Source organism: Aeromonas sp. FDAARGOS 1417 (assembly GCF_019046985.1).
In the GTDB taxonomy this organism is placed as follows: Bacteria; Pseudomonadota; Gammaproteobacteria; order Enterobacterales; family Aeromonadaceae; genus Aeromonas; species Aeromonas veronii.
Genome location: NZ_CP077221.1, coordinates 460,120 through 479,904, shown reverse-complemented (window position 1 = coordinate 479,904; position 19,785 = coordinate 460,120). Strand labels below are relative to the sequence as shown.

Sequence of the window (19,785 nt, the reverse complement as noted above, 5' to 3'; positions counted from 1 at the left end):
GAGTACAAGATGTTAGCTGCCGTGATCTTCGATATGGATGGTGTTCTGATCGACTCGGAACCCTTTTGGCAACGGGCCCAGATCGCCGTTTTCTCCGAACTGGGTCACCCCCACACCGTCGAGGATTGTGAATCGACCATCGGCGTGCGCATCGATCAGCTGGTTGCCCACTGGTATCGCCTGCGCCCGTGGAGCGGCCCAACTCAGGAAGAGGTGGTACAGCGCATTCTGGATCGGGTCAACGCCCTGATCCTCTCCGAAGGTGAGGCCAAAGCCGGTGTGCTGGAGGCGCTCGACCTTATCGAGGCCCGCGGCCTGAAAGTGGGTCTGGCCACCTCTTCCCCCTTTGCGATGGTAGAAGCGGTGCTCGGCAAACTCGGCATTCGCGATCGCTTTATGGCGGTGCACTCCGCAGAGGTGGAGCGTTTCGGCAAACCGCACCCGGATGTCTATATCCACGCCGCCGAGAAACTGGGGGTAGAGCCGGTTCATTGTCTGGCCATCGAAGACAGCTTTACCGGCCTGCTGGCGGCCAAGGCGGCCTCCATGACAGCGCTGATCGTGCCGGATCCCGCTTTAGTGGGCGACCCACGCTTGGCCATCGCCAACTACCAGCTCGGCTCGCTGGCCGAACTCAATGCCGACATGTTGGCCAGCTGGGTCAAATAGCGCCTATCGGCGCCTTGCTGCGCTCGCGTTCTCATATCCGCAGGGGGCTCCAGCCCCCTGTTATTGCCAAACAACCGTTGACAATTCCCCTCTTTTCACCCGTCAATCACAACCGGATTGTGCTTATCGCACACGACCAGTCCAGCCGGTTTCACCTTGCCATCCCTCAGGCTTGATCTCTGTCATAAACGTGCGTTTGCTCGCGGTTAACCCCCAGCAGCCCGACTAGAATCAGGGTAGAAAGGCGGCCTCAGGGCCCGAGGAGGTTATCATGATCGAGTACACCAGCAAGCGCATCGTCTGCCCTCACTGTGGCCACCATACCCGAGTCGAGCTGGATGCCAGCCAAGGTGATCAGGAGTTTTACGAAGATTGCATGGCCTGTTGCAATCCGATCCACCTGCGGCTTCACCGCGACGAAACCCGCGACTGCTTGCAGCTGTTTGTGGATGCAGACGACGAGCAACTGTTTTGATTACGAGTCACAAAAGGCCGAGCAACTGTTTTGCCTGCAAGTCGCAAAGAGCTGAGCAGATGTTGTGACTGCGAGCCATAGAAAGTTGAGTGGATATTTTCACCATGTAAATAACAAGGGCCTGCACACTGCAGGCCCTTGTTTATGGGGGGATTGACACCGAGCCGTTTCCTTTCAGTTACCCGTGCGCGCCGCCAGTACCCGCTCCACCGTATCGACGATGGCCTGAGTCTGGGGATCGATCTCGATATTGGTCTGCCAGCCAGCCTTGACCCAACCCAGGTTGGTGCGGGCCAGGGTCTCGGGGATCAGGTGGACGCAAAACTCCCGCTCGCGCACCTCGCCGATGGTCAGGCTGATGCCGTCGATGCCGATGTACCCCTTGGTCAGCACATATTTCATCAGCTCGGGAGCAAGGCGATACCACACCTGACGGTTGTTGGGGGTGTCGATCACCGAGGTAACCTCTGCCATGCCGATGATATGGCCTGACATGGCATGACCGCCGATCTCGTCACCAAAGCGGGCAGCCCGCTCCACATTGACCTTGTCCCCCACCTGCAGCTTGCCGAGGTTGGTCAGGCGCAGGGTCTCCTGCATCAGATCGAAGCTGACCAGCTCCCCCTCGACCCGGGTAACGGTCAGGCAGCAGCCGTTGTGAGCGACTGAGGCGCCGAGGGCCAGCCCTTCCCCCCACTCCCGGCTGGGCATGCGGATCACGTGGGTACGAAATGAAGCACTCTCTTCCATGGCGACCAGCTCGGCCACACCTTGCACAATTCCGGTAAACATCATCACCTCTTTGTTTCTGGTAACACGCTCTGTTTTTTATCGCGGCCTGTGGCCGCTTCTTTTACATAATCCGTTTTTACACAATTCGTTTCGTACAAACTGTCACACCTGCTCCGCCGCCTCAGACCGCGCCAGCACACGAGCCCGGCGCTGGGAATGGATGACCACTATGCCAGCCAGCACAATGAGTAGACACCCCGCCATACTACTGAGGGTCGGCATTTCACCAAACATCAGATAGCCGCAGAGGGTAGAAAAAAAGATCTGGAAATAGAAGAAGGGCGCCAGAGTAGAGGCCTGCGCATACTGCATCGCCTTGATAAGGCAATATTGGGAGAGCAAGGTCACCACCGGTAGCGCCAGCAGATAGGGCCAGTCGGCAAGCCCAGGGAAGCGCCACAATGCAGGCTGCCAGCAGAGTGCGACCATTGCCACCATCCCCAGCATGAAGCAGGTGACGATCAGGATATCGAGGGTGGTCAAACGTGGATCCACCAGCTTGGTGATGAGGTTGTAGCCGGTGTTGGCCAGTACAATGACCAGTGGCAGCAGATAGTAGAGGTTCGCGTCGCCCCCGTCGGGATGGGTCACCACCAGCACGCCAAACAACCCCAACAGCACGGCCGCCACCTTGGCCCGGGTCAGACGCTCCCTGAAAAAGAGCACGCCCGCCACCACGAAGGCCAGCGAACCGAGCTGGCAAATGATGGTGTAGACGTTGAGCGGCACATGGGCCAGCGCAATCACCGAGACCAGCGCACAGACCAGAAACAGCAGCGAGCGCAACAATAGCCAGCGATCCACCGCCAGCAGCGCCGACATGGTGCGCCTTGGCAACAACAGCAGCAGACCGAGGAAAGGAACAAAGAAGCGAAACCAGACCATCTCCATCACGGAGTAGCCATGGAGTACCAGATATTTGTCCGCGCCATCCTTAAGCGTCAGGGCGAGAAGTGCAAACAGCGTCAGAAAGATCGCCAGTGAGTTGCGCGAAGAGAACAGCATCAAAGAGGCCGAAACAGGAAAAGGGGGTAACCAAACTAACGGGCTTGCCGCAAATTACAACCGCGAGACTGACAAAATGGGAGCAAAACCGCTATATTTGCTCGCCTTTTTACTTTCAAGGAAGCAAATCATGATGGTTTATGAGTGCTGTGAAGCGATCCGTATCGCCTATAACCAGATTGGCTCCGGCGAGCAGGGCTATGTGCCAAACGCCATCGCCGCTACTATCCGCGCCCTCAACGCGGTCGCCGCCGATGAGCGGGTACCCGCCGAGCTGCGTGAACAGGCTGCCTATGCTGCCGCCAACCTGCTGATCAGCGATCACGAAGACGCCTGATCCTGCCCCTTGGGGTGGCAACTATTTCGTCCTGGCTGAATTTCAGGCTAGAATGCCTCCCCCACCCTTTGCACTTTCGTCCGAAAGTGCAAAGGCTCTTCCCGATTTCCGCTCTTTTTTACTCTTATCTGATCCACTCGGAGGTGTCAGTGCAACGTTATTGGTCCGAGGCGAAGCAGCTCGTCCGTCTAGCCAGCCCCATTCTGGTCGCCCAGGTCGCCCAGGTCGCCATGAACTTCGTCGATACCGTGATGGCGGGTCAGGTGAGTGCGGTCGATCTGGCCGCCGTGTCGGTGGCGTCCAGCTTCTGGCTACCGGTGATCCTGCTGGTGCAGGGGATCATCATGGCGCTCACCCCCATCGTCTCCCAGCTCAATGGCGCCCGTAAACGAGAGGCAATTCGCCCGGCCGTTCATCAGGGTTTCTGGCTGGCTCTGATCGTCACCCCGCTGGCGATGATTGCGCTTTATTACAGCCCGCTGGCGTTGCAGTTCATGGATGTGGAGCCGGTAATGGCGGCCAAGACCACTGGCTATCTGCATGCCATCCTGTGGGGTCTGCCTGCGTTCGTGCTGTTCCAGGTGCTGCGCAACTTCAGTGAGGGGCTCTCCCACACCATGCCCACCATGGTGATCGGCTTTGTCGGGCTGGCGGTCAATATTCCCGCCAACTACATCTTCATTCACGGCCACTTCGGCATGCCGAAACTGGGCGGGGTGGGTTGTGGCGTGGCCACGGCAATCGTGCTGTGGGCCATGCTGCTGGCGATGATCCTCTATGTGAAGCTCTCACGTCACTTCACCGAGATCCACCTCTTCTCCCAGCTGGCTCGCCCCAACGGCAGCCGGATCTGGCGACTGTTTCGCTTGGGCTTCCCCATCGCCATGGCGATCTTCTGCGAGGTGACCCTGTTTACCGTGGTGGCCCTGATGCTGGCCCCCTTCGGTGCCGAGACGGTGGCGAGTCACCAGATTGCGCTGAACTTCTCCAGCCTGGTGTTTATGCTGCCCCTCTCCATCGGGGTGGGTGTCACCATCCGGGTTGGCCACAGCATCGGTGAAGGGCAGCCCCATCACGCCCGGGTAGCTGCTCGCACCGGCTTGATGCTGGGGATGGCCATCGCTGCTGCCACTGCGGCCATGACGGTGCTGCTGCGCGAACAGATCGCCTCCATCTATACCGATGATCAGCAGGTGATCGTCCTGGCGGCCATTTTGCTGTTCTTCGCCGCCATCTATCAAATCTCCGACTCGGTGCAGGTGGTCGCGGCCGCCGCGCTGCGCGGTTACAAGGATACCCAGGCGATCTTCTACGTCACCATCGTCGCCTACTGGGGACTGGGGCTGCCCACCGGCATGATCCTGGGTCTCACCGACTGGCTGGTGCCACGGATGGGGCCGCAGGGTTTCTGGATCGGCTTTATCGTCGGCCTCACCAGTGCGGCCCTGATGCTGGGGGCGAGATTGCGCTACATCTATGGCCGTTTTGCCACTCCGGAGGCCTGCACTAGCCTGTCGCGAGCCCAGTAACAGGGCTTGGCAAGCGACAACTCGCCTGCAAAATCAACAGGCTGCGCAAGAACTGGGCAAACAGTCTCCTTTGTGCATATGGCCTGTTGACAGCCTTGGGGGGCATGGGTAGTATGCCGACCACGTCAGCAGCGCTGGCGTGAGAAAGTGGGTTTATAGCTCAGTTGGTTAGAGCACTACCTTGACATGGTAGGGGTCGTTGGTTCGAATCCAATTAAACCCACCACCTTTCTGTGATGCGTCCTTAGCTCAGCTGGTTAGAGCACCACCTTGACATGGTGGGGGTCGGTGGTTCGAATCCACTAGGACGCACCATTACAGAATACTGATTATGCGTCCTTAGCTCAGCTGGTTAGAGCATCACCTTGACATGGTGGGGGTCGGTGGTTCGAATCCACTAGGACGCACCATTCAGTTTCAAAACTTTGCAGATATTCCAGATGTGGGTTTATAGCTCAGTTGGTTAGAGCACTACCTTGACATGGTAGGGGTCGTTGGTTCGAATCCAATTAAACCCACCACTTCTGCATAAAGAAATAAAAGTCGCATTGCGCACCCTGCGTCCTTAGCTCAGCTGGTTAGAGCATCACCTTGACATGGTGGGGGTCGGTGGTTCGAATCCACTAGGACGCACCAGATTAAAAAAGCCCGCTCATCGAGCGGGCTTTTTGCATTCTGCCATTTAGCCACTCCCCTGCCCCGCCAATCCGTTCAGCACAATTCGGCAATGGCGCAGAGCCTTGTTCCCATAAAAAGCCCGTGTCGTCTGATAAACGACACGGGCCGGATAGATGCCGCCAGCGCCTCAGCTCTGCACGGCAATCTCGTACTTCTTTATCTTGCGATAGAGGGTGGCAATCCCAATCCCCAGCGCCTGTGCGGCCAGTTTTTTGTTGCCAAGCCGCTGCAGGGTCTCTTCTATCATCTGTTTTTCCATGCTCTCAAGGCCGCTCTCACCCGGAACGGGCTCAGGCAGTTTCTCCGGCGTGGCGGCGAGTGGAGCTGTGGCAGGCACATTGAACGCCGCATCCAGATTGGTCACCGGGATCGACTGGGCCGCCACACGATGGGGCTCCTGATTGCGGATGATGTTGGGGGGCAGCAGGCTGGCGTCAATCACCTCGCCCGCCTGGCTGACGTTGACCAGATATTCGATGAGGTTGCTGAGCTCGCGCACGTTGCCCGGCCAGCGATACCCCTTGAGCAGCGCCATCACCTCGGGTGCCAGACCGGGATAGACGATGCCAATGCGGCTGGTGTGCAGGTTGAGAAAGTAGTGGGTCAGCAGCTCCACGTCCCCTTCCCGCTCCCGCAGTGGCGGCAGGTTGAGGGGGATGACGTTGATGCGGTAGTAGAGATCTTCACGAAACTTCCCCTCGGCGATGTATTGATCGAGATGCTGGTGAGTGGCGGCGATGATGCGAATATCCACCGGCACCGGTCGGCTGGCCCCGATGGGGGTCACCTCCCGCAGCTCCAGCACCCGCAGCAGCTTGGCCTGCATGGTGAGCGGCATGTCGCCAATCTCGTCAAGGAACAGGGTGCCCTGATGGGCTGCCTGGATCAGGCCCTGCTTGCCACCGCTGGAAGCACCGGTAAAGGAGCCCTTCACATAGCCAAACAGCTCGCTCTCCAGCAGTTGTTCGGGAATGGCGGCACAGTTGATGGCAATAAAAGGCTTGTCCTGACGGGGACTCAGGCGATGGACAGCGCGGGCCACCACCTCTTTACCGGTGCCGCTCTCGCCACAAATCAGCACGCTGGAGGGGCTCTGGGCGATGCGGTGCAGCAGTCGCTTGAGGGTGCGCATCGGCTTGCTCTCGCCGATCAGCTGATCGATCCGCACATCCGGATCCGGCTCCTGAACCTGACCGGAGTGTGACTGGTGAAAGGCCATCAGAAAGAGCTGCTGCCCCTGCACATGATGTAGCTGGCCGATGATCAGCTCCTGACGACCTTCAAAGGTGATGATGTGCTGAAGATGACCACTCAGCCCCTGTTGGGTGAAGGTGAGCGGGCGGATCCCCACTTCGCGCCCCTGCAGCTGTTCCTGCTGGCAACCCAGATGATGGAGCGCCGCCTCGTTGGCGTAGAGCAGTTGACTCTTGTCATCGAGCAGCAGGCAGCCCTGATCCATGTTGGTCATCAGATTGAGGAACACCTTGTTGACCCCGTCCGACAACCCGCGCGAATCGAGCAACTTGGCCACAAAGATGGTGGAAATGTGGCGCACATAGTCGCACACATCCTGCAGATTGTTGTTGAGGCGCGCCTGCTGCTCGTCGCTGAAGGCCACCAGACTGATCACGCCGATGCAGCGCTCGTCCACCATGATGGGCACCCCGAGGAAGGCGCGCTCACGGCAGCTCTCCTTGCAGGTACAACCGTCACACACCGGATCATCGCTGGTGTGGGTAACGATCTTCTCCCGCTGGTTATCAATCACATAGCGCAGCAGGCGGGAGTCGCCCTCCAGCTGACGTCCGAAGAACTTGCCATAGGGCCCGGTGCCAGCCACCCGAACCATATCGGCATCCACAATTTCGACCTCAAGCTGCAGCACACTCGCCAGCATCTTGGCAAAGCGCAAGATGGTCGGCTGGATCTGCATCAACAGACACTGGTTGCTCACGGATCTCATCCATCATTCCTTTTTGTTCTTGTTATCCTCCCCCGAAAGGGAGTCATGCTGGCCAGATACTAAGGGATATCAGGGGGAACTACTTCGGGGGGGATCACGAAAAGGGAAAATGATCCGTATCCTCCGTGACTTCAGAGGCACAGATAAAATTCAATAAAAACATGAAGATGAAAACACATGCAGCAAGATAAACCACTCGGGACAGCCAAGCCTGCTGATCTGCGGAATCCATCGACAAATCATGCTGAAGGTGGGGAAAACAGCCACTGAAATGGCATCTGGCTCACGCGCCGCGTACCTGTTTCAAGACTTGGCACTCATGGTCGAAATCCGCTTTATCTTGCGGCTGAATGTAACTTTGCCAGCGGGCAAACAGCTCGGCCGTTGGATAACGATGCAGACGAATACCGGTGCGATAGAGTTTGGGAAAGAGTGGGTCTGGCTGGGATCTCACGACCAGACCGCGCAGTTTCTCGCCAGAGGGAATGGCAATCACCAGCTCATCCCCCTCTTTCAACCGTATGGCCCCCAGAATACCGATGCCGCCGATGGCTATGTCGCGCACTACCACATAGGGCACCGGGTTGAGCAACTCCAAAAACCAGTTGCGACGGCTGCATTCTGCCTTGTAACCACCGCCACTGAGGATAAAACGGCGGTGTCTGCGCCAGTCATAACCGGTAGGCAATGCCGGGTCATAGCGCGATTTTGCCTGCCCCACAGGATCAGATTGCTCACTTGTGCCCATCCGGTTTCCCTCACTGGCATTGGTTAAACAGTGTCAGTCAGCTCTTTTTCATACTATAGCTGTCGCCGTTAGGCCCGGGGCTCAGGGTTGGATAGGGGGACGACAGATATATCACGGAGGCAATGATGAATAGAGATGACATGGATGAGATGCGAACTACTGTGACTTGGTTCGATCAAGCAATTGAACAGTGAGTTGCACCGCCGCACCGATGCAATCTGGCTTAGCCGGGCAGATGAAGTGCCAACCAGACCGCCAGCGGGATCACCAGCACGGAGAGGGCATTACCGCCGAGCACGATACTGGCCACCTTGTCCGGCTGACAGTGATACTGCTCGCAGAGCATGTAATTCAAGACCGCAGGTGGCAAGGAAACCGACAACATCAACAGCGGGATCCACTCCGTCTTGAGGGGCAACAGCCAGATCGCCAGCAGTAGCGACAATCCCCCCGCCAGCAGATAGAGCAGGTTGCACTTGAGCGCGAGGCCCAGGTGATCGAGCTCTCCCTCCATCAGGCGAATGCCCAGCGCAAAGAGCATCAGGGGCACCGAGATCTGGCCGAGCAGCGAGGCCGTGGTCACCACATATTCCGGCAGCGTAATGTGCAGGTTGGCCACCAGCAAACCGGCCAGTGCGGCCCACAACACAGGGCTGCGCAGCCACAGCCAGCGGGAGGTATTGGCCGAGAGAATAAACATACCGACCGAGAAGTGCAGCAGATTGGAGAGCACAAAGAGGATCACGATGGCCCCCAGTTGCTGCTCGCCAAACGCCAGCACCATCAAGGGGATACCAAGATTGCCGGTATTTCGGAACATGGCGGGCAAGATCAGGGCTGCCCGCTCAATTCCTTTGAGTTTGAGCAGTGCGAGCAGCAGACCGGGTAACAGAATAACCAGCGCCCCCGCCGCAATCAGCGGCATATGCTCCGCCAGCGCCAGCGGATACTTGACCAGCGCGGAGAAGACCAGCGCCGGGGTAAACAGCTCGATATTGGCCCGATTGACGTAACCGAGCGCGGCCCCCGGTCGCAATCGACCATAGAGGGCGCCGAGCCCGACCACACCGAACACCGGAATGACGATATTGAGCAGGGCGCTGAACATGGGCGGCGTCCGTTACAGTTCGCGGGCCGGTTTGCCCATCAGCACTACCGGATCCAGCGTCACTTCCAGTGCGCCGTTACTGACCCAGAGCTGACCATCGGAAATGGTGCAAGTGAGCTGCATGGTACGCTCGACCATGGCGGTGAGCGGCAGAGTCTGGCTGTCGGAGAGTTCGATGATGCTGAGGTTGTCATGCTGGCTCAGCTTGCCCTGGTTCTGCTTCCACCAAACGCTGGTGCCACGACCACCGTAGAGATAGAGCACCACCTGACGGGCGCGGTTACAGGCCTTTTTCAGCCGTTTTTCATCGGGTTGGCCCAGCTCGATCCAGAGCTCTATTTCGTCCGAGTAGTTCTTGCACCAGAGCTCGGGTTCATCATCGGCGCTCAATCCCTTGGTGAATTCCAGTCGCTCGGCAGCGTGCCAGGCAAAGGCCGCCAGCCGGATCATCATCCGCTCATCGGTTTCGGAGGGGTGGCGCGCCAGCGTGAGGGAGAAGTCCTGATACAGATTGCGATCCATATCAGACAAACTGATCTGGGCCTTGAATACGGTTGCCTTGAGAGCCATAGAAAACCTTGAACACCTGATAAGAGAAGGGTGAGTGGGAAATACGGGCGCCAGTGTAATCAAAATCGGCGGCAGGTTCGACCATCCTGACCAAAGATTTCCCCTTCCCTGCCGGGATAAGTGCTTTAAAAGACACAAAAAACAAATGCCAGTCCGAAGACTGGCATTTGGCGGCATGGAGAAGCGACTCACTTCTCGGCGGACTGTACCCCGAACGCATTCAGCAGCATGCAACAGGTCACTGCCACCGCCACGAATCCGCTCAGAAAGATAAAGGGCATGGCCCCATATCCCAGTACTGTCCAGATGGTGTGTTCAAGAAGACTCATTGTTGTGTCCTTCATCCGGTGAAAGGTGTGTTCCTTCTGGCGGATATTGGCTCCGCTCTTGATGCCTCCATTTGACCTCAATCAGCGGTTGGGTCCTATGCCACCAAAGTGATAAATGCAGGGTTCATTTGCGCTGGATCAAGCTTTTTGGCCAAATATCCATGCAGTTCAAGCAATTACCACCACCAATCAAGGATAGACACAAACACGGCAGAATAAAAAAACGCGCCGGATGGCGCGTTTCTTGGACAGCACAGGCAAGGGATCAGTTGTCGCACAGATCGCTTGGCATGTCCTGACGCAGGCGGGTCCACAGCTTGCCGGACTCGATACCGTACTGACGCACCGTCATGAACACGGCTTCGTGGTTCTTGGTCTCCGCCAGATTGAGCAGGGTCTTGTAGTAGGCGTCTGCGGTCTCGCGGGCCTGCTTGTCGGAGAAGTAGTAGCTGCCGACCCGGCTGTACAACCCTTTGAAACCGTTCAGGATCAAAGCGTAGATCGGATTGCCGGAAGCAAACGCCAGCTGGTGGTGCAGGCGATAATCGAACTCGGCATAAGCCTGGGCGTTGTTCTCGACCCCATCGGCGCCACGCAGGATCTCGGCGGCCTGTTCCGGATTGTGGCGGATCGCCCCGCGGATAAAGATGGTGCAGATATGGGTACGGGCGGAGAGCAGCTGAGCTATCAGATCAGGTACTTTGTCCTGATCCAGACGAGCCAACGTCTCCAGAATATTGAGGCCGGAGGTTTCCCAGAAATTGTTCACCTTGGTCGGCTTGCCATGCTGTATGGTCAACCAGCCATCACGGGCCAGTCGCTGCAGCACTTCGCGCAAGGTAGTCCGCGTCACCCCGATCAACTCGGATAATTCACGCTCGGCGGGCAGAATAGATCCGGGAGGAAAGCGATTGTTCCAGATGGACTCGATGATGTATTCCTCGGCAAACCCAGCTGGGCTCTGCGCTTTTATAACCATGAATTGACTCTGTTGTAATGCGTAAAAAGGCTGACGAATGATATCAAAGCGATGATGGCTGGCAAGCATAAGGTCAGTCCTCTGCTCACATATGGCAAATATAGTGTTGGGAATATGTATCTAATCGCCACGAGGGAGCCAGCCAACCCCGACAAGGTGGTTATAAAACAGACAGATGGGCAGAGATCCATCGGCTATCATTTATAATCGTCACGCTTTTTGATTAAAATCACGAGGAATCAGACAGATAAAGGCCAACATCCGGAGGCACAGGTCGAATCATCCTTGACTGCATAGAAGCAGATCCTAACAACAAAGTTGAGACCCATTATCATGCCAATAAGCCTAGGGCAGGCATTCGCCAAGAACTTCTTGGGCAATGCACCACAGTGGTATAAAAGCGCCATCTTGCTATTTCTGGTGATCAATCCGATCGCCTTCCACCTTGATCCTTTCATTGCGGGCTGGTTACTTGTCGTTGAGTTTATCTTCACCCTGGCCATGGCCCTCAAGTGCTACCCTCTGCAACCGGGTGGTCTGCTCGCGATCGAAGCCGTGTTGATCGGCATGACCTCCGCCGATCAGGTCAAACACGAGCTGGTCGCCAATATCGAGGTGCTGCTGTTGCTGGTGTTCATGGTGGCAGGCATCTATTTCATGAAGCAGCTGCTGCTCTATGTCTTCACCAAGTTGCTAATCGGTGTACGCTCCAAGATCCTGCTCTCCCTCTCCTTCTGTCTGGTCTCCGCCTTCCTGTCGGCTTTTCTCGATGCCCTGACCGTGATTGCCGTGGTGATCAGTGTTGCCACCGGTTTCTATGCCATCTATCACAAGGTCTCGTCCGGCAAGGAGTTTGGTCACAGCCATGACCATACCGATGATAAGGAAGTCGCCGAGCTCAATCGCCAGGATCTCGACGATTTTCGTGCCTTCCTGCGCAGCCTGATGATGCATGCCGCCATCGGTACCGCGCTGGGTGGTGTCTGCACCCTAGTGGGCGAGCCGCAAAACCTCATCATCGGCGAGCAAGCCAGCTGGAACTTCGCTGAATTTGCCATTCGCATGTCCCCCGTCACCGTCCCCGTCTTTATCTGCGGTCTGCTGACCTGCGTGCTGGTGGAGCAGTTCCGCTGGTTTGGCTATGGCGCCCGCCTGCCGGACACGGTGCGCGCCATCATGGAGGAGTACAACCGCTACGAAGAGGCAAAACGCAGCCCCCAAGACAAGGCCAAGCTGATCGTTCAGGCATTGATTGCGATCTGGCTGATTGTCGGCCTGGCCATGCACCTGGCAGCCGTTGGCCTGATTGGCCTCTCGGTTATCGTGCTGGCCACCTCCCTGACCGGGATCACCGAGGAGCACTCGCTGGGTAAAGCCTTCCAGGAGGCACTCCCCTTCACCGCCCTGCTGGCGGTCTTCTTCAGCGTGGTCGCCGTCATCATCGATCAGCAGCTGTTCAAGCCGGTGATCCAGCTGGTACTGGCAGCCAAACCGGAGAACCAGCTGGCCCTCTTCTATTTGGCCAACGGGGTGCTCTCCATGGTCAGTGACAACGTCTTTGTCGGCACTGTCTACATCAATGAGGTGAAGACGGCCATGCTCAATGGTGCCATCGACCGCGCCCAGTTCGATCTGCTGGCGGTAGCCATCAACACAGGTACCAACCTGCCGTCGGTCGCCACCCCCAATGGTCAGGCCGCCTTCCTGTTTATGCTCACTTCGGCATTGGCGCCGCTGCTGCGTCTCTCCTATGGCCGCATGGTCTGGATGGCGCTGCCCTACACCCTGGTGCTGGGGCTGATCGGCTTTTTCTCTGTCGAATTGCTGCTTGGTCCTGCCACCGAGTGGTTCTATCAGCACGGATGGCTGGTGATGGAGAGTGCGCTGCCAGCGGTACAGCCGGCGCTGCATTAATCCGCAGCAACTGAACCCGAGGGCCCTTTCAGGGCCCTTTTCTTTTCTGCCCCGCTCTGCTCTAATTCAGCCACTGTTTTTTCTGAGAGATCAATGAGATGATCGAGTTTCTCCGCCGTATCGTCGCCCATCGGCTGGCCTGGGGTCTGTTGGCAGCATCAGCCCTGTTCCTTGAGTTGTGTGCCCTCTTCTTCCAGCATGTGCTGGGCCTCTCCCCGTGCGTGATGTGCGTTTACGAACGGTTGGCGACCCTGGGTGTGCTGGCCGCTGGTCTGCTCGGCATGGTGGCGCCGGATAAGTGGTATGTTCGCTGGAGTGCCATGTTGCTATGGGGCTACAGTGCCTTCCGCGGCTTCCAGCTGGCCCTCAAGCATGTGGACTATCAGGTCAACCCCTCCCCGTTCAACGTCTGCAGCCCGTTTGCCGACTTCCCGAGCTGGGCTCCGCTCGATCAGTGGCTCCCCTGGCTTTTTATGCCGGAAGGGGATTGTGCCCAGATCACCTGGCAGTTCTTCGGTTACTCCATGCCCCAGTGGCTGGTTGTCATCTTCGCCGCTTACCTGTTGGTCTTCACCGTGGTGGCCATCGGCAATCTGGTGAAAGGGCGTTGCTGCAACTGAGTGTCATACCCGCTTGGAGATAAAAAGGGGGAGCCATCATGGCTCCCCCTTTCTCGTTCTGGCTGACCGTATTTCTGGTTACGCCTTGGCCGTGCTCATCTTGGCCTTGACCGCGCCAATTACCATGGGCAACAGGGAGATACCGATGATGCCGAAGATCAGCAGGGTAAAGTTATGACGCACCACCGGCAGATTGCCAAAGAAGTGGCCGGCATAGACGAAGGAGAGTACCCACAGCAGGCCGCCAACCAGGTTGAACGCCAGGAAGCGCGGATAGGTCATGGCCCCCATCCCTGCCACAAACGGCGCAAAGGTACGCACGATGGGCAGGAAGCGGGTGATGATGATGGTCTTGCCACCATGCTTGGCATAGAAGGCGTGGGTCTTCTCCAGATAGTCGCGGCGGAAGATTTTGGAGTCCGGGTTGCGGAACAATTGCTCGCCGAAGAAGTGACCAATGGTGTAGTTGACCACGTTGCCCAGCACGGCAGCGATGATCAGCACGGCCGCCAGGGTATGGACGTCCAGCACGCTGCCCACGGTAAGCGCACCGGCGGCAAACAGCAGGGAGTCACCCGGCAGGAACGGCGTCACTACCAACCCGGTTTCACAGAAGATGATGAGAAACAGGATGGCGTAAACCCAAACGCCATAGTTCTCGAACAGCTCTTTCAAATGCACGTCAACGTGCAGGATAAAGTCGATTGCAAAGAGGATCAGATCCATTTTTTCCATACCCATAAAGTGAACGGCGTGGAGTCTACGCCAATGCCATCCGGGCGACAATCACCGGGCCTGCCTCTTTTTCATCCCGCAGCGCCCACCTTCAAATGAAACCGTTTTTCCGCTTCCTTCGAGGGTGGGAGCACAAAGAGAGATACCGAGCGTGGTGTTGAAAAGGTGAACTAGGAGGCCTGTTCCAGCTCGCTGCGCACTGCAGGGGGAAGACAACGCTCCCAACCCCATAGCAACACAAGCAGCAGGGTCACATCATCGAACCAACCCAGCAAGGGCACCACGTCGGGGATAAGATCCACCGGACTGATGCCATAGAGCAGGATAAGGATCACCAGGCCCCTCGCCCACCAAGGGGTACCGGGATGGCGAAAGCCCTGATAGAGACGACGAAGTCGTTGCCAAATCAGCCAGCGTTTGCGGCTCATGACTCGATCAACTCGCTGCGCAACTGCTGGATCTGATCCCGCAGTGCTGCCGCCTGTTCGAACTCCAGATCCCGGGCATGTTGGAACATCTGTTCCTCCATCCGCTTGATCTCTTTGGCAATCTCGCTGGCAGAGCGGACATGGTACTCCCCTTGCGGCTCGGCCGCCTTGCGCATCCCCTTGCCAGGTTTGCCTGCCGTGCGGCTGCCGCCCATGTCCATCACATCACCAATGGACTTATTGAGCCCTTTGGGGGTGATGCCATGCTTGAGGTTATGGGCATGCTGCAAGGCGCGGCGCCGCTCGGTCTCCTCAATGGCTACCTTCATCGAGTTGGTGATGGTATCGCCGTAGAGAATGACCTTGCCGTTGAGGTTACGCGCCGCCCGGCCGATGGTCTGGATCAGCGAGCGGGTCGAACGCAGGAAGCCCTCTTTATCCGCATCCAGAATCGCCACCAGCGACACCTCCGGCATGTCGAGGCCTTCCCGCAGCAGGTTGATACCCACCAGCACATCGAACTTGCCAAGGCGCAGATCGCGGATGATCTCCACCCGTTCGACCGTATCAATATCGGAGTGGAGGTAGCGCACCTTGACGTCGTGCTCCGCCAGATACTCGGTCAAGTCTTCCGCCATCCGCTTGGTCAGGGTAGTAACCAGCACCCGCTCCTCGACGGCGACCCGCTTGCGGATCTCGGAAAGCAGATCGTCCACCTGAGTGGTCACAGGACGCACCTCGATCTCCGGATCGAGCAGGCCGGTTGGGCGCACCACCTGCTGCACCACATCGCCGCCGGACTTCTCCAGCTCGTAGGGGCCGGGAGTCGCCGAGACAAACACCGTCTGCGGCATCAGCGCTTCAAATTCGTCGAACTTGAGCGGCCGGTTGTCGAGCGCCGAGGGGAGCCGGAAGCCGTACTCCACCAGGGTCTCCTTGCGGGAGCGGTCCCCTTTGAACATGGCGCCAATCTGCGGCACCGTGACGTGGGACTCATCGATGATGAGCAGGCCGTCCCCCGGCAGGTAATCAAACAGGGTGGGCGGCGGCTCCCCCGGCGCACGGCCGGAGAGGTAGCGGCTGTAGTTCTCTATGCCGGAGCAGTAACCCAGCTCCTGCATCATCTCCATGTCGAACTGGGTACGCTGGCTGATGCGCTGCTCCTCCACCAGCTTGTTGAGGGACAACAGCTGCTCGCGGCGACTGCGCAGCTCCTCCTTGATATGCTCGATAGCCCCCAGAATGGTCTCCCGCGGTGTAGCGTAGTGGGTCTTGGGGTAGATGGTATAGCGCACCACCGTCTGCTCGATGGCGCCGGTCAGCGGGTCGAACTGGGAGAGGCGCTCCACCTCTTCATCAAAGAGTTCTACCCGCAAGGCCAGCTTGTCCGATTCGGCAGGGTAGATGTCGATCACTTCACCGCGCACCCGGAAAGTACCGCGTTGAAACGCCATGTCGTTGCGGGTGTACTGCAGCTCGGCGAGACGGCGCAGGATATCCCGCTGGTTAATCACATCCCCCACTTTGAGATGCAGCATCATGCTCAGATAAGCTTGGGGATCCCCCAGACCATAGATGGCCGACACCGAAGCAACGATCACCACGTCGCGCCGCTCCAGCAGCGCCTTGGTGGCGGACAATCGCATCTGCTCGATGTGATCGTTGATCGAGGCATCCTTCTCTATAAAGGTGTCGGTGGTCGGCACATAGGCTTCGGGCTGGTAGTAGTCGTAGTAGGAGACGAAATACTCCACCGCATTGTCGGGGAAGAACTCCTTCATCTCGCCATAGAGCTGGGCGGCCAGGGTCTTGTTGGGAGCCAGGATCATGGTCGGGCGGTTCAGGGTGGCGATGACGTTGGCCATGGTGAAGGTCTTGCCCGAACCGGTCACCCCGAGCAGGGTCTGATGGGCCAGCCCCGACTCGATGCCATCCAGCAGTTGGGCAATCGCCGTGGGCTGATCCCCGGCGGGTTGAAACTGGCTGGCTAACTTGAACAATTTGCTCATGAACACTCCCGACACAAAACAGCAGAGGAGCAGTGTAACCGAGGGGCTGGCAGCGGTACACCCGTGCCATCATACCGCGAATGGCTTGACCACCCAGGACACCTTCTGTATGATGCTCCTCCTTGCCTGATGTTCCCCCGTAGTTCAGTCGGTAGAACGGCGGACTGTTAATCCGTATGTCACTGGTTCAAGTCCAGTCGGGGGAGCCAATTCCTCACCATCTCGGTGCAAGTTATCCACTTTAGTGCCCTCTCCTGCCAATTTTAATGCACAAGATCCTTCTTGCTGCTGACGCTCCCTTTTGTTACCCGTCCCGACTCGACAGAGTTTTCTCCTGTCGCACCTAACTATTTGATTTTTATACAAACATTTTTCTTCTGGTATTTTTTGAACAGCCCTTGCATCCCAGTGCTGGTGCGGCTTTCAGGGCGATGAACAAGTTTCATGAACAGGGTTATCCACAGATTCTGTGGGTAAGTGCAGCAAGCCCTGTCAGGACGCGGGATTGCCCTTGATGGCCTCCGGCAAAGAGTCATTTTGCTGGCCAACCTGATTTTATGCTGTTTTTTGCCCCCTCAGGAACAGCGGGGTGACAGGCTCTATTGGCACTTTTCAGAAGCATCTTTTTGCCAACCCTTTTCCCGTGGGCGAACGGGCAAATATCAAGCTGACTTGCCCCTCTATCCACCATGGCGGCCATCGGTTGAATCTGCTGAAACTGATCCCCGCCAAGCAGCGGGACAGCAGAATCTAAAAAATCGGCCTGCGCCAGAGCACTTCGGTCGCGGGCAGCAGATTTCACTAATTGACAACGGCGGTTACAGCAAAAATTGCCAGATTTCATCCGCTTGTCTCCCTATCACGCCGCCGGCTCCACAAATAGCGTCCGATAACGTCCGATTAATCGCTCCCTTGCGCTTCTTTATTGGGGATAGATCCGGCACAATATCGACCCCACTTTTTTCCTCGGTTTTTCCGGGCATGACCATAGATTTCGTGACACTGCTACATCAAAGCGACTCCCTGCTGCTGTTCGTGGTATTGGCCTTCGGCCTGCTGCTTGGCAAGGTTCGAATTGGCAACTTTCAGATTGGCAACACCATAGGTGTGCTGTTTACCGCCCTGCTGTTCGGCCAGATGGGCTTCGAATTTGCAGCCACCACTGAAAACGTCGGCTTTATGCTGTTCATCTTCTGTGTGGGGATCGAAGCGGGCCCTCACTTCTTCAGCGTCTTCCTGCGCGACGGCATCCACTACATCACCCTGACTCTGGTGATCTTGCTGACCGCCCTGCTGCTGACGGTGGGACTGGCCAAGTTCTTCAATCTGGGGCCGGGCATGGCGGCGGGGATCCTGGCGGGTTCCCTCACCTCGACCCCGGCGCTGGTGGGTGCCCAGGATGCCTTGCGTAGCGGTCTGCTCAACCTGCCCCATCAAACTGATATGCAGGCGGTGCTGGACAATATGGGCATCGGCTACGCCCTGACCTATCTGGTGGGTCTGGTGGGCCTGATGCTGGTGGTGCGCTACCTCCCCTCACTGGCACGCCTCGACCTCAATACCGAAGCGCAAAAAATTGCCCGTGAGCGGGGTCTCTCCGACAGCGAGAGTCGCAAGACCTATCTGCCCATCATCCGCGCCTATCGGGTGGGCCCCGAACTGGCAGCCTGGATCGGTGGCCGTACCCTGCGGGAGACCGGCATCTATCCCCATACCGGCTGCTATGTAGAGCGGATCCGCCGCAACGGCATTCTGGCCAGTCCCGATGGCGATGCCGTTATTCAGGAAGGGGATGAGATCGCTCTGGTGGGCTATCCCGAGAGCCACGAGAAGCTGGACGTCAACTACCGCAACGGTAAAGAGGTGTTCGACCGCAACCTGCTCGACCTGCAGATCGTCACCGAAGAGATAGTGGTAAAGAATGACTCCGTGGTCGGCCGCCATCTGGTGGAGCTCAACCTCACCGAGAAAGGGTGCTTCCTCAACCGGGTGGTGCGCTCCCAGATCGAGATGCCGTTCGATCGCAACATCATGTTGCAAAAGGGCGACGTGCTGCAGATCAGTGGCGAGAAACAGCGGGTCAAACTGCTGGCCAACAAGATCGGCTTTATCAGCATCCACAGCCAGACCACGGATCTGGTGGCCTTCACCACCTTCTTCGTACTCGGCCTGCTGATCGGCTCCGTTTCGCTGGTGTTCGGTCAGATCGAATTCGGTCTCGGCAACGCCGTCGGCCTGCTGCTGGCAGGCATTCTGATGGGTTACCTGCGGGCCAACCACCCGACGGTCGGCTATGTGCCGCCCGGCGCGCTCAGATTGGCCAAGGATCTCGGTCTGGCGGTCTTTATGGTGAGCACGGGCCTGAAAGCCGGTGGCGGCATCCTCGACCACCTCAGCGAGGTAGGTACGGTAGTGCTCTTCTCCGGCATGCTGGTGACCACCTTGCCGGTGCTGGTAGGCTATCTGTTCGGGGTCTGGGTGCTCAAGATGAACCCGGCGCTGCTGCTCGGTGCCATCACAGGTGCCCGTACTTGTGCCCCGGCGATGGATGTGGTCAACGAGGCAGCCAACAGCTCCATTCCGGCGCTCGGATATGCCGGTACCTATGCGGTGGCCAACGTGATGCTGACCCTGGCGGGCTCCTTTATTATAGGCTTCTGGTTCTAGCCAACAGCCATCACATTACCGCTAACAAAGAAGGGAGCCTCAGGCTCCCTTCTTGCTATCGACTCCACTAAAGAGATGTAGATCCGGCTCATTGGTGTGGCGTCACCTCCCCCACCATCTGCGCTGAAATCTGCCACTAACCCACTCTTCCTATTCCACAATGGCCTCTGCTCTGCTCTGCTCTGCTCTGCTCTGCTCTGCTCTGCTCTGCTCTGCTCTGCAATGAGTGA

Annotated in this window: 19 protein-coding genes and 6 tRNA genes; 13 read left to right on the top strand and 12 right to left on the bottom strand. The window is 57.7% G+C overall.

The features are described from left to right. Positions 1–9: 9 nt before the first annotated feature. Complete coding sequence (hxpB, locus tag I6L47_RS02125; protein WP_216948547.1) at positions 10–669, top strand: hexitol phosphatase HxpB; 660 nt, start codon at positions 10–12, stop codon at positions 667–669. A 271-nt stretch (positions 670–940) separates the two neighbouring features. After that, the gene (locus I6L47_RS02120) at positions 941–1,144 is read left to right on the top strand and encodes a CPXCG motif-containing cysteine-rich protein (RefSeq protein WP_203116857.1); all 204 of its coding nucleotides are present in this window, start codon (positions 941–943) and stop codon (positions 1,142–1,144) included. A gap of 174 nt (positions 1,145–1,318) precedes the next feature. On the opposite strand, the gene I6L47_RS02115 is transcribed toward I6L47_RS02120, so the two are convergent. Beyond that, positions 1,319–1,936, bottom strand: coding sequence for a riboflavin synthase subunit alpha (locus I6L47_RS02115; protein ID WP_216949297.1), 618 nt, complete (start codon positions 1,934–1,936; stop codon positions 1,319–1,321). A 102-nt stretch (positions 1,937–2,038) separates the two neighbouring features. Next, positions 2,039–2,941, bottom strand: coding sequence for a DMT family transporter (locus tag I6L47_RS02110; protein WP_216948546.1), 903 nt, complete (start codon positions 2,939–2,941; stop codon positions 2,039–2,041). Positions 2,942–3,071: 130 nt separating this feature from the next. Between I6L47_RS02110 and I6L47_RS02105 the strand changes: the two genes are divergently transcribed. The 7 genes from I6L47_RS02105 (at position 3,072) to I6L47_RS02075 (ending at position 5,443) form a co-directional block, all read left to right on the top strand. Beyond that, positions 3,072–3,278: a YaeP family protein gene (locus I6L47_RS02105; RefSeq protein WP_005336882.1), complete on the top strand. Its 207-nt coding sequence runs from the start codon at positions 3,072–3,074 to the stop codon at positions 3,276–3,278. 149 nt (positions 3,279–3,427) lie between these two features. Beyond that, positions 3,428–4,807, top strand: coding sequence for an MATE family efflux transporter (locus I6L47_RS02100; RefSeq protein ID WP_216948545.1), 1,380 nt, complete (start codon positions 3,428–3,430; stop codon positions 4,805–4,807). Positions 4,808–4,956: 149 nt separating this feature from the next. Continuing rightward, positions 4,957–5,033 (top strand) — tRNA-Val (locus tag I6L47_RS02095). 12 nt (positions 5,034–5,045) lie between these two features. Further along, positions 5,046–5,122: transfer RNA gene (locus tag I6L47_RS02090), tRNA-Val, on the top strand. Positions 5,123–5,140: 18 nt separating this feature from the next. After that, positions 5,141–5,217 (top strand) — tRNA-Val (locus I6L47_RS02085). Positions 5,218–5,251: 34 nt separating this feature from the next. Beyond that, positions 5,252–5,328: transfer RNA gene (locus I6L47_RS02080), tRNA-Val, on the top strand. 38 nt (positions 5,329–5,366) lie between these two features. Next, positions 5,367–5,443, top strand: a tRNA-Val gene (locus tag I6L47_RS02075). Positions 5,444–5,612: 169 nt separating this feature from the next. Here the strand turns inward: I6L47_RS02075 and I6L47_RS02070 are convergent. From I6L47_RS02070 to fadR, 6 genes are all read right to left on the bottom strand, one after another. Beyond that, positions 5,613–7,448, bottom strand: coding sequence for a sigma 54-interacting transcriptional regulator (locus I6L47_RS02070; RefSeq protein WP_216948544.1), 1,836 nt, complete (start codon positions 7,446–7,448; stop codon positions 5,613–5,615). A gap of 283 nt (positions 7,449–7,731) precedes the next feature. Then, on the bottom strand, positions 7,732–8,196 hold the full coding sequence (locus I6L47_RS02065) for a hypothetical protein (RefSeq protein WP_021229454.1): 465 nt from the start codon (positions 8,194–8,196) through the stop codon (positions 7,732–7,734). Positions 8,197–8,419: 223 nt separating this feature from the next. After that, positions 8,420–9,304, bottom strand: a complete 885-nt coding sequence (locus tag I6L47_RS02060; protein ID WP_005360972.1) for an AEC family transporter — start codon at positions 9,302–9,304, stop codon at positions 8,420–8,422. 12 nt (positions 9,305–9,316) lie between these two features. Then, positions 9,317–9,874, bottom strand: a complete 558-nt coding sequence (locus I6L47_RS02055; RefSeq protein ID WP_005336887.1) for a YaeQ family protein — start codon at positions 9,872–9,874, stop codon at positions 9,317–9,319. Between the two features lie 188 nt (positions 9,875–10,062). Then, complete coding sequence (locus I6L47_RS02050) at positions 10,063–10,203, bottom strand: TIGR02808 family protein (protein WP_005345965.1); 141 nt, start codon at positions 10,201–10,203, stop codon at positions 10,063–10,065. Positions 10,204–10,468: 265 nt separating this feature from the next. Next, positions 10,469–11,182, bottom strand: coding sequence for a fatty acid metabolism transcriptional regulator FadR (gene fadR / locus I6L47_RS02045; protein ID WP_026034983.1), 714 nt, complete (start codon positions 11,180–11,182; stop codon positions 10,469–10,471). Positions 11,183–11,515: 333 nt separating this feature from the next. Between fadR and nhaB the strand changes: the two genes are divergently transcribed. Continuing rightward, on the top strand, positions 11,516–13,096 hold the full coding sequence (nhaB, locus tag I6L47_RS02040) for a Na(+)/H(+) antiporter NhaB (RefSeq protein WP_139433035.1): 1,581 nt from the start codon (positions 11,516–11,518) through the stop codon (positions 13,094–13,096). 98 nt (positions 13,097–13,194) lie between these two features. Further along, on the top strand, positions 13,195–13,716 hold the full coding sequence (dsbB, locus tag I6L47_RS02035; protein ID WP_216948543.1) for a disulfide bond formation protein DsbB: 522 nt from the start codon (positions 13,195–13,197) through the stop codon (positions 13,714–13,716). A 78-nt stretch (positions 13,717–13,794) separates the two neighbouring features. Here the strand turns inward: dsbB and I6L47_RS02030 are convergent, their stop codons facing one another. The 3 genes from I6L47_RS02030 to uvrB form a co-directional block, all read right to left on the bottom strand. Next, positions 13,795–14,442 carry a DedA family protein gene (locus I6L47_RS02030; protein ID WP_041202713.1) on the bottom strand — a complete coding sequence of 216 codons (648 nt, stop codon included), beginning with the start codon at positions 14,440–14,442 and terminating at the stop codon, positions 13,795–13,797. Positions 14,443–14,621: 179 nt separating this feature from the next. Next, positions 14,622–14,879: a YkvA family protein gene (locus I6L47_RS02025; protein WP_043820318.1), complete on the bottom strand. Its 258-nt coding sequence runs from the start codon at positions 14,877–14,879 to the stop codon at positions 14,622–14,624. Then, a complete protein-coding gene (gene uvrB / locus I6L47_RS02020; RefSeq protein ID WP_005336898.1) occupies positions 14,876–16,888 on the bottom strand; it encodes an excinuclease ABC subunit UvrB in 2,013 nt (670 codons plus the stop codon). The genes I6L47_RS02025 and uvrB overlap by 4 nt, the downstream gene beginning before the upstream one ends. Before the next feature lie 133 nt (positions 16,889–17,021). Here uvrB and I6L47_RS02015 point away from each other — a divergent pair. Beyond that, a tRNA-Asn gene (locus I6L47_RS02015) sits at positions 17,022–17,097 on the top strand. 323 nt (positions 17,098–17,420) lie between these two features. On the opposite strand, the gene I6L47_RS02010 is transcribed toward I6L47_RS02015, so the two are convergent. Continuing rightward, entirely contained in the window at positions 17,421–17,732 is a 312-nt protein-coding gene (locus tag I6L47_RS02010) for a hypothetical protein (RefSeq protein WP_216948542.1), read from the bottom strand. Between the two features lie 137 nt (positions 17,733–17,869). Between I6L47_RS02010 and I6L47_RS02005 the strand changes: the two genes are divergently transcribed. Then, positions 17,870–19,555 carry an aspartate:alanine antiporter gene (locus tag I6L47_RS02005; RefSeq protein WP_005336899.1) on the top strand — a complete coding sequence of 562 codons (1,686 nt, stop codon included), beginning with the start codon at positions 17,870–17,872 and terminating at the stop codon, positions 19,553–19,555. Positions 19,556–19,785 lie beyond the last annotated feature (230 nt).

Bases quoted from the DNA above. Each gene is read 5' to 3' on its own strand.
- hxpB (WP_216948547.1), top strand. From the start codon at position 10: ATGTTAGCTGCCGTGATCTTCGATATGGATGGTGTTCTGATCGACTCG.
- I6L47_RS02120 (WP_203116857.1), top strand. From the start codon at position 941: ATGATCGAGTACACCAGCAAGCGCATCGTCTGCCCTCACTGTGGCCAC.
- I6L47_RS02115 (WP_216949297.1), bottom strand. From the start codon at position 1,936: ATGTTTACCGGAATTGTGCAAGGTGTGGCCGAGCTGGTCGCCATGGAA.
- I6L47_RS02110 (WP_216948546.1), bottom strand. From the start codon at position 2,941: ATGCTGTTCTCTTCGCGCAACTCACTGGCGATCTTTCTGACGCTGTTT.
- I6L47_RS02105 (WP_005336882.1), top strand. From the start codon at position 3,072: ATGATGGTTTATGAGTGCTGTGAAGCGATCCGTATCGCCTATAACCAG.
- I6L47_RS02070 (WP_216948544.1), bottom strand. From the start codon at position 7,448: ATGAGATCCGTGAGCAACCAGTGTCTGTTGATGCAGATCCAGCCGACC.
- I6L47_RS02065 (WP_021229454.1), bottom strand. From the start codon at position 8,196: ATGGGCACAAGTGAGCAATCTGATCCTGTGGGGCAGGCAAAATCGCGC.
- I6L47_RS02060 (WP_005360972.1), bottom strand. From the start codon at position 9,304: ATGTTCAGCGCCCTGCTCAATATCGTCATTCCGGTGTTCGGTGTGGTC.
- I6L47_RS02055 (WP_005336887.1), bottom strand. From the start codon at position 9,874: ATGGCTCTCAAGGCAACCGTATTCAAGGCCCAGATCAGTTTGTCTGAT.
- I6L47_RS02050 (WP_005345965.1), bottom strand. From the start codon at position 10,203: ATGAGTCTTCTTGAACACACCATCTGGACAGTACTGGGATATGGGGCC.
- fadR (WP_026034983.1), bottom strand. From the start codon at position 11,182: ATGGTTATAAAAGCGCAGAGCCCAGCTGGGTTTGCCGAGGAATACATC.
- nhaB (WP_139433035.1), top strand. From the start codon at position 11,516: ATGCCAATAAGCCTAGGGCAGGCATTCGCCAAGAACTTCTTGGGCAAT.
- dsbB (WP_216948543.1), top strand. From the start codon at position 13,195: ATGATCGAGTTTCTCCGCCGTATCGTCGCCCATCGGCTGGCCTGGGGT.
- I6L47_RS02030 (WP_041202713.1), bottom strand. From the start codon at position 14,442: ATGGATCTGATCCTCTTTGCAATCGACTTTATCCTGCACGTTGACGTG.
- I6L47_RS02025 (WP_043820318.1), bottom strand. From the start codon at position 14,879: ATGAGCCGCAAACGCTGGCTGATTTGGCAACGACTTCGTCGTCTCTAT.
- uvrB (WP_005336898.1), bottom strand. From the start codon at position 16,888: ATGAGCAAATTGTTCAAGTTAGCCAGCCAGTTTCAACCCGCCGGGGAT.
- I6L47_RS02010 (WP_216948542.1), bottom strand. From the start codon at position 17,732: ATGAAATCTGGCAATTTTTGCTGTAACCGCCGTTGTCAATTAGTGAAA.
- I6L47_RS02005 (WP_005336899.1), top strand. From the start codon at position 17,870: ATGACCATAGATTTCGTGACACTGCTACATCAAAGCGACTCCCTGCTG.